The organism is Protofrankia sp. Cj3, assembly GCF_917627355.1.
Lineage (GTDB): Bacteria > Actinomycetota > Actinomycetes > Frankiales > Frankiaceae > Protofrankia.
The window spans coordinates 1-8,111 of record NZ_CAKJTR010000038.1 but is presented as its reverse complement, the minus strand read 5'-3'; the positions used below and the strand labels follow the sequence as shown (position 1 = coordinate 8,111).

The 8,111-nt window shown below is 69.9% G+C and carries 6 protein-coding genes; 3 read left to right on the top strand and 3 right to left on the bottom strand.

Going from position 1 to position 8,111, the window contains the following annotated elements:
• The 3 genes from MJ783_RS07520 to MJ783_RS07510 form a co-directional block, all read left to right on the top strand.
• Window positions 1-574: sensor histidine kinase KdpD (locus tag MJ783_RS07520; protein ID WP_239309486.1), on the top strand; the 574-nt coding region annotated here is incomplete at its 5' end.
• Window positions 571-1,209, top strand: coding sequence for a response regulator transcription factor (locus MJ783_RS07515; protein ID WP_239309484.1), 639 nt, complete (start codon window positions 571-573; stop codon window positions 1,207-1,209). The genes MJ783_RS07520 and MJ783_RS07515, both read left to right, overlap by 4 nt.
• A 95-nt stretch (window positions 1,210-1,304) precedes the next feature.
• Window positions 1,305-2,051, top strand: a complete 747-nt coding sequence (locus MJ783_RS07510; RefSeq protein ID WP_239309482.1) for a response regulator transcription factor — start codon at window positions 1,305-1,307, stop codon at window positions 2,049-2,051.
• A 167-nt stretch (window positions 2,052-2,218) separates the two neighbouring features.
• On the opposite strand, the gene MJ783_RS07505 is transcribed toward MJ783_RS07510, so the two are convergent.
• The 3 genes from MJ783_RS07505 to MJ783_RS07495 form a co-directional block, all read right to left on the bottom strand.
• Window positions 2,219-3,760, bottom strand: coding sequence for a cobyric acid synthase (locus MJ783_RS07505; RefSeq protein ID WP_370651481.1), 1,542 nt, complete (start codon window positions 3,758-3,760; stop codon window positions 2,219-2,221).
• Window positions 3,721-4,752 carry a cobalamin biosynthesis protein gene (locus MJ783_RS07500; RefSeq protein WP_239309480.1) on the bottom strand — a complete coding sequence of 344 codons (1,032 nt, stop codon included), beginning with the start codon at window positions 4,750-4,752 and terminating at the stop codon, window positions 3,721-3,723. The genes MJ783_RS07505 and MJ783_RS07500 overlap by 40 nt, the downstream gene beginning before the upstream one ends.
• A gap of 491 nt (window positions 4,753-5,243) precedes the next feature.
• Complete coding sequence (locus tag MJ783_RS07495; protein WP_239346613.1) at window positions 5,244-8,054, bottom strand: RNA helicase; 2,811 nt, start codon at window positions 8,052-8,054, stop codon at window positions 5,244-5,246.
• Window positions 8,055-8,111 lie beyond the last annotated feature (57 nt).

Below are 8,111 nucleotides of genomic sequence, written 5' to 3'. Positions count from 1 at the left end.
GCCGATCGCCGCGATCGAGGCAGCGGTGTGGGCAGCGCTCACCGATCCGGACGTCGGCACGGAAGTTCGACGCTGGCTGGATCGGGTGCTGCTGGAGGCGGACCGGCTCGCGGTGCTGGTGGACAGCGCCGCTGGTGGCGTCTGCATCCGGCTGGTTGACCTTTCCGAGCTGCTCGCGGAAGCAGGGGCCTACTGGGACCGAGCGGTCCCGGCACAGGTCCGGCACCGGCCGGGGACTGCCGCCCCGCTCGCCCCGGTGGTGGCTGATCCGGTCATGCTACGGCGGGTTGTCGACAATCTTGTCGCCAACGCCGCTCAGGCCGCCGGATCGTCAGGCCGAGTCGAGCTGACGGCTACGCCGATGGCGGATGACGGATGGATGGCGGTCGAAGTCGACGATGACGGAGCCGGATTCGCCGGTAAACCAGCGAATTCCGCTGGTTTGGGACTGAAAATTGTCCAGGAGACGGTCGAAAGATTCGACGGGCGGGTGGAAATCGACTCGAGCCCACTGGGCGGCGCCCGCCTGCGGCTCCTGTTGCCCGCGGCACATACCCAGCAGGGTATGTCGTGAGGGTGGTGCTCTGCGACGATCATCAAATGTTCGTCGAGGCACTGGGCGCTGTGTTGACCGCGCGCGGGTGGACGGTCTGTGAGCTGGCCTTCACCGCGGCTGATGCGGAGGCCGCGATCCGTTTCCACCGGCCCGATGTTGGGCTGATGGACCTGCGTTTCCTGGACGGCGACGGCCTTGGCGTGATCAAATCCCTTGCTGATCTGGCGCCGGAGACCAGGCTGGTACTGGTCACCGGCTCTACCGACGCCGCGTCGATCAGGGCGGCCATCGACGCCGGGGTGAGCGGCTTTGCCTCCAAGACGCAGGAGATCGAACGGATCATCGCTATCGCGGATCGAGTCGGCAGAGGTAAGGCAATGATCGATTCGGATGTTGTGGAGCGAGCCGTGCGGGCCCCCCGCAGCTCCGGTGAGCTGGCTGTCGTCGACGATCTCCTGACCAGCCGCGAGCGGGAGCTGCTTGCCCGGCTTGGGCGTGGGCAGAGCACCGCGGTTCTCGCCAAGGATCTCGGTATCACGGCCAATACCGCGCGCTCGCACATTCAGAACGTGTTGAACAAGCTCGGCGTACACAGCCGGATGGAGGCCGCCGCATTGGCGGTCCGGGTACGGCTCATGGACCGCGTCGACTGACCACGTTCCCAACCGGCGGTGTCACCACCTGGCCAGGTCATCGATCAGCCACGTTGACGCATGGCGGTATCCGCGGCGTAGTAGCCATCCGATGGTTGGGGGATGACCTGAAGAAGGTCGTGGGGTATCAACTGTGCATGACACCGAGTCGGGTACTGATCCTCGATTCCCAGCGGGCTGTCAGCGGCGCGCTCGCCGTTGCACTCCATGCCGAGCATGATTTCGAGGTGGTAAAAACTGTACACACCGTTGAGGCGGCAGCCACGGTGTTGGGGATACTCGATGTGGACATCCTGTTGCTGGACGCGGAGCTGCTCCGCGGAGATGGCGTCGACATTATCCGAGAGCTGCTGCTGCGACGGTCCGACCGGTTGCCAATCGTCGTCATGACTGACATTGATGATTCTCGTCTGGCCACCGAGGCGGTACGGGCCGGAGTGTCCTCATGGGTGCCTAAAAGGCTTGGTCTGCAACACCTGATGTCGGTCCTACGGGGTGCCCGTAACGGCGAGAGCTGGTTTCCGCCGCCGCTGCTGGGGGCCGTCCTCGCGGATCTGGCCCGCCCACAGCCCTCCCCGGCGGAGGAAAAGATCTCGACTCTCACGAGCCGTGAGCGTGAGATCCTTCAGTGCATGGTGAACGGACTTGACCGCACCGCGATAGCCAGGCGTCTTTTCCTCTCGGCCAACACGGTGCGTACCCATATCCAGAATCTGCTCGGAAAGCTTGACGTCCATTCGGCGCAGGAGGCGGTTGCCCTGGCCGCACGTGCCGGGATCAGCGGTGACGAAGCGCCTGACGCCAGACCGTTCTCACGTCTCAATCCGCATCTCTCACATTAGGCGTTAGGCGTTATTAGGCGGGTCGAGGGACCGCGGGCGGTGATCTGACCGGTCAGCCCGCACCGCCTGCAAGGTCACCCTCGAGTCCCAGGTAGGTCTGTTGAAGCCCGTCGACGGTGGCGGGGTCGAAGACATAGGGGACGGCCAGCGACTCGTACATCCACATCTCAGGGCGCTCCCGGCGGGACGAAGGGACGTGCGGGCGGCGGACCGCCGTCGAGGAGCGCGCGGACGGCGGCGGTATCGAGATGGTCGGCTATCAGATCGCCGAGCGCGTCGAGCCGGCGCTGGCGGACGTCGGCGAAACAGGTGAAGGCCGGGGTGAAGGAGCGTCCGGACCGGGTGGCCGCGTCGATGAGCAACGCCCGGCGGAACGCGTCGTTCTCCAGCAGCCCGTGCCAGCTGGTGCCGGCGACCGCGCCCACGCGGGTACCGTCCGCGGCGAACGGTTCACCGCCGTCCACGGCCGGCCGGCCGTGGCGGATCTCGTAGCCGGTGACCGCGAGCCCCTCGCTGGTCGTGCCGGCACACCGGCTGAGTATCTTGTCCGGGGCGAAGGTGGTAGTCACCGGGAGCAGGCCGAGGCCGTCCACCTCCCCGGTACCGGACTCGACCGGGTCGTCGATGCGACGGCCGAGCATCTGGTATCCGCCGCAGATCCCGAGCACCGGCCGGCCAGCGGCCGCGCGGGCCCGCAATGCCGCGTCCAGGCCAGCGCGGCGCAGCCAGGCGAGGTCCGCCACGGTCGCGCGAGTCCCAGGGATGATCACAAGATCGGCGTCGATCAGGTCCGCGGGCCGGGAGGCGAAGGCTACGGCCACGCCGGGCTCGGCCCGCAGCGCGTCGATGTCGGTGATGTTGGACAGTCGCGGCAGCCGGATCACCGCTACCCGCAGGAGTTCCTCGATCGCTGAGGGTCCGACCGGTGAGAGCCCTTCAGGGTAGGAGGCAAGATCGAGAGAGTCCTCGACGTCCAGCCACAGGCCGGAGCGCCACGGCAGCACACCGTGCACGGCGCGCCCGGTGAGCTGTTCGAGCTGGCGCAGACCGGGATCGAGCAGCCGGGGGTCACCGCGGAACTTGTTGATGATCCATCCGGCGATCAGTGCCTGGTCGGCCGCGTCGAGCAGCGCCAGAGTGCCGAACAGCGCGGCGAACACCCCGCCCCGGTCGATGTCGCCGACGACGAGCACCGGCAGGTCCGCGGCCCGGGCCAGCCCCATGTTCGCGATGTCGGTGTCCCGCAGGTTGATCTCCGCGGGTGAGCCCGCTCCCTCGCAGATCACCGCGTCGAACCGGCCGCGCAGGTCGGCCAGACAGTCCGCGACAACGGTGGCCAGGTGCGCCTTGTGCGGACGGTAGCCCAGGGCGTCCACCTCGGCGACGGGACGGCCCAGCACGATGAGCTGGCTGTGCCGGTCGCCGCCCGGTTTGAGTAGCACCGGGTTCATCGCCGCCTCCGGCTCGGCCCCGGCGGCGGCGGCCTGCATCGCCTGGGCACGACCGATCTCGGCGCCGTCCGTCGTGACGACGGAGTTCAGTGCCATGTTCTGGGCCTTGAACGGCGCGACCCGCACCCCTTCCCTGGCCAGCCATCGGCACAGCCCAGCGGTGACGACGCTCTTGCCCGCGTCCGATCCCGTTCCGGCGATCAGCAACGCGCCGCCGCTCACCGCCCGTTCCGCCGCCGCGCCCGGCTGGACGTCCACGCTGACCAGGCTGCTGACCACGTTGCCGAGCGGGCCGCCGAGGCGGCCGCGGCGACACCCGCTGACAGCGCCAGCGCGCTGGCGCTGACCGCGGCGGACAGGACCGCGGCCCGTTCCAGATCGGCGGGCTGGGCGGCCCGGCCGTATCCCATGACCGGCCGGTGTTCGACCCCGTGGTGGTAACGCAACGTCCCGCCCAGGCGCAGCCCGAGCGCGCCGGCGAACGCGGCCTCCACCTGACCGGCGTTCGGGCTCGGATGGCTTGCGCCGTCGCGGCGCATCACCCAGTAGGCGTCGACGGGTGAGCCGCCGACGACCGGCGCGCACGCGCATGCCAGGAGGCCGGCGACCCGGGACGGCAGGAGGTTCGCGAGGTCGTCCAACCGGGCCGACGCCCAGCCGAAGCGGGCGTGCCGGCTGCTGCGGTAGCCGACCATGGCGTCCAAAGTGTTGATCGCCCGGTAGCCGAGCAGGCCCGGTACGCCGCCGAGGGCTCCCCACAGCAGGGGCCCGACCACCGCGTCCGAGGTGTTCTCCGCCAGCGACTCGACGCCGGCCCGGGAAAGCCCGCCGGTGTCGAGCACAGCGGGGTCCCGACCGCACAGCGCCGGCAGGCGGTCCCGGGCCGCGGCCACATCACCGTGGGCGAGGTCGCTGCCGAGCCGGCGGCCATGGCGGCGCAGGGACGTGCCGCCGAGGACCGTCCACGTCGCCGCCGCGGTCAAGGCCAACGAGGTTGCCCGCTGATAGCCCAGCCGGCTGCCGGCCCGGTCCATACCGGTCCGCGCCAGCGCGCCGAGCGCGACCGTGCCGCCGGCGAGCATGGATGTGTAGGCCAGACCGGCGGCGCGGTTGTCGTGGTAGAGCAGCCGTTCGGCACGGTCGGCAACAGTGCCGAAAGCGGCTACCGGGTGCATCCGCGCCGGGTCGGCGAGGATGACGTCGAGCGCTGCGCCCGCCAGCAGACCGGCGGCGCGGACCCATCCGGACATGTGTACTCCCGCGACGTGTGGCTGGAGATCGGCTCTTCACCACCGCCAGCTCGGCGGTGTGGTCGGGCGTTCAGCGCCGCAAGCGGGGCCGCCGCGACGGTTCCGTACGGGTGAGGTCATGCTGGGATCTGGCCGAGAGTGGGGAACAGATGGCGTCAGGGGGCACTCCCACCGGTTTCCTCCGTGTCCATCGGCTGGGGCCCGGTGCATCGGCTGGGCCTGTTGAGGAGAACAGATCCTCCGGCTTCCGGTCAAGTGCACCAACCGGTCACCCGTACCCTTCGTACCCTTCATCGGCGGACGACCGTATCTGGGGCCGGCCAGCAGGCAGGCCGGTGTGGCGCGGCGGAGTCAACCGGTGAACGGGTGTGGCACGCGCGTGCCGGTGCGCTCGAAATTCCTGATGGTACGGGTGACCAGAGTCCAGCCGTGCGGCCTGGCGGTGGCCGCGCGGAGATCTATTCCGTGCTGAAGCGACCGGCGTCTTCCGGTCACAGCATCATGGAGTAGGCGACAACCCCGCGCCGGACGGCGTCGAGCGCGGCGTGGGCCGTGCGGCGGGCCCGCGAGCCATCCGGCGCGACCTGGGCGATCTGGTCGAGCAGGTCGATGAGCTGGCGCATCCAGCGAACGAAGTCCCCGGCGGTGACCTCCAGCCCGGAGTCGGTGAGGACCTTCGCCAAGGACAGCCCGGAGGCCCACCCGAACGCCGCCCAGACGAAGCCCGGCTCAGGCGGGCGCAGGAAGTCAAGCTGCTGGTCAGCCTCGACCTCACGCAGCCGGTCGGCGAGGCGGGCCGTTGCGGCCAGCGCCTCCCGCAACGCCGGGTCGCCGGGGATCTTCGGGGTGGCGGTGTCCTCACCGCGAGGTTCGTAGACCAGCGTTGAGACAGCCGCGGCCAGCGCCGCGGGCGAGAGCTCGTCCCATACGCCGGCACGCAGGCATTCCGCGACCAGCAGATCCTGATCGGTGTACATACGCCCGAGGACACGGCCGGAGGCGGTGACGGCGTCACCGCGCAGATAGTCCAGGGTTTCCAGCGAGGCGCACACCCTGTCAAAGACCTTCGCGACGGTGTTCGTGCGGCCGGCGATCCGCCGCCGTAGCGTATCGGTGTCCCGCTGGAGCTTCGCATGGCGTTCGATCACACGCAGATGCGCCTCCCGGTCCGGGCAGCCGTGCACCGGATGGGCCCGTAGCGCACGGCGCAGCCGGGCGAGGTCCGCGTCGTCGGCCGCGCTCGCCCGCGCGCGGGCCCGGCGTCCGGCTTCCGCGGGAATCTCGATGGCGCGTAGGGACGAGGCGAGATCACGACGGGACTGCGGGGAACGCGGGTTGAACGTCTTCGGGACCCGCACCCGCCCCAGCGCCTCCACCGCGCAGGGAAAGTCGAGCAGCGACAGCCGGCGGACCTGCCGGTCGACAGTGAGGACAACCGGCCGGGGATCGGCGCCGTTGGCGCCCGGGTCGAGCACGACCGCCAGCCCGCCGCGCCGGCCCGCCGGGATACGCACGACATCGCCGGCCCGTAGCCGGCTCAGTGACTCGACCGCCTCGGCCCGTCGGCGGGCGCTGCCCTCGCGTGACAGCGCCGCCTCCCGCGCTTTGATCGCCTCCCGCAGCGCCGCGTACTGCTCCACTGGCCCCTGCGTGCACGCCATGCTGGCAGCCAGCTCCGCCAGCGCGCCATCGTTGCGGCGGACCTGCCGGGCCAGGCCGACGACCGCGCGGTCGGCCTGGAACTGGGCGAAGGAGGATTCAAGAACACCGCGGGCCTCGGTCCGCCCGAGCCGACCGACGAGATTGACCGCCATGTTGTAGGACGGGCGGAACGACGACCGCAGCGGATACGTACGGGTTGACGCCAGCCCCGCGAGCGCGACCGGGTCGAAGCCAGGCTGCCACAGCACGACCGCGTGGCCCTCGACGTCGATACCCCGCCGCCCTGCCCGCCCGGTGAGCTGGGTGTACTCCCCCGGGGTGATGTCGGCACGGCTTTCGCCGTTGAACTTGCTGAGGCGTTCCAGAACGACCGTGCGCGCCGGCATGTTGATACCGAGCGCGAGGGTCTCCGTGGCGAACACGGCACGCACCAGACCACGGACGAACAGTTCCTCGACGACTTCCTTGAAGGTGGGCAGCATCCCGGCGTGGTGTGCGGAGATCCCGCGTTCCAGACCATCCAGCCACTCCCAGTAGCCGAGTATGCGGAGGTCATCCGAAGGGATGCTGGCTGTGCGTGCTTGCACATGCTGGCGGATGCTGTTCCGTTCATCCAGCGTCGTCAGCTGGAGACCGGCGCGCACACAGGCGGCGACCGCGGCATCGCAGCCGGCCCGGCTGAACACGAAGGTTATCGCCGGCAGCAGCCCGGACCGGTCCAGGTGCTTGATGACGTCGGGCCGGCTCGGTACCCAGGCCCGGCGGCGCGGTGGCGGACCCGCGCCGCCACGGCCAGGGCCGCCGCCGGGCCGAGCGCGCGGCGTCTCGGGACGCCGGTTCTCCTCCCGGGCGAGTCGGAGCAGGCTCGGGTTGATCCGCCAATGCGCGGCCGGTTCCGTCGACGGCCCGGTCACCGCGTCGGCCCGCGCTCGCAGGATGTCGTCCACGGACAGCGGACCACCGTTGACGAACAGGTCGTGCATCTCCCGGTCGGCTAGGACGTGCTGCCACAGCGGTACCGGACGGTGCTCACTGACCACCACGCGGGTGTGCCCGCGCACGGTCACCAGCCAGTCGGCGAACTCCTCCGCGTTGCTTACCGTCGCGGACAGCGACACCAGACGGACACGCTGGGGAAGATGAATGATCACTTCTTCCCACACGGCCCCCCGCTGGCGGTCGGCGAGATAGTGGACCTCGTCCATGACGACGAAGGCGAGACGATCGAGGCCGGCGGGCTCCGCGTAGAGCATGTTCCGGAGGACCTCGGTGGTCATGACGACCACCGGCGCATCCGGGTTACGGGAGGTGTCGCCGGTCAGCAGGCCGACCGAGCCGCTTCCGTGACGGGCGACGAAGTCGGTGTACTTCTGGTTCGACAATGCCTTGATCGGTGTGGTGTAGAAGCAACGCTGGCCTCGCGTGAGCGCGAGGTGGGCCGCGAACTCACCGACGATCGTCTTGCCGGCACCAGTAGGAGCGGCAACCAGGACGCCTTCACCCGCTTCGAGCGCGTCGCAGGCCGCACGCTGAAAAGAATCGAGGCCGAATGGATACCTGCCCGCGAAATCGGCCAGTGCGCTGGGGGAGGTCTCAGGCAAGGCCTCGGGGCCTGGGGAGCCCGCGGGCGCGGTGGACACCTCGTCAGCGTACGGGACCGCTGGCGCGACGTTGCTAGTGGTCGCCGCCGGCAGTTG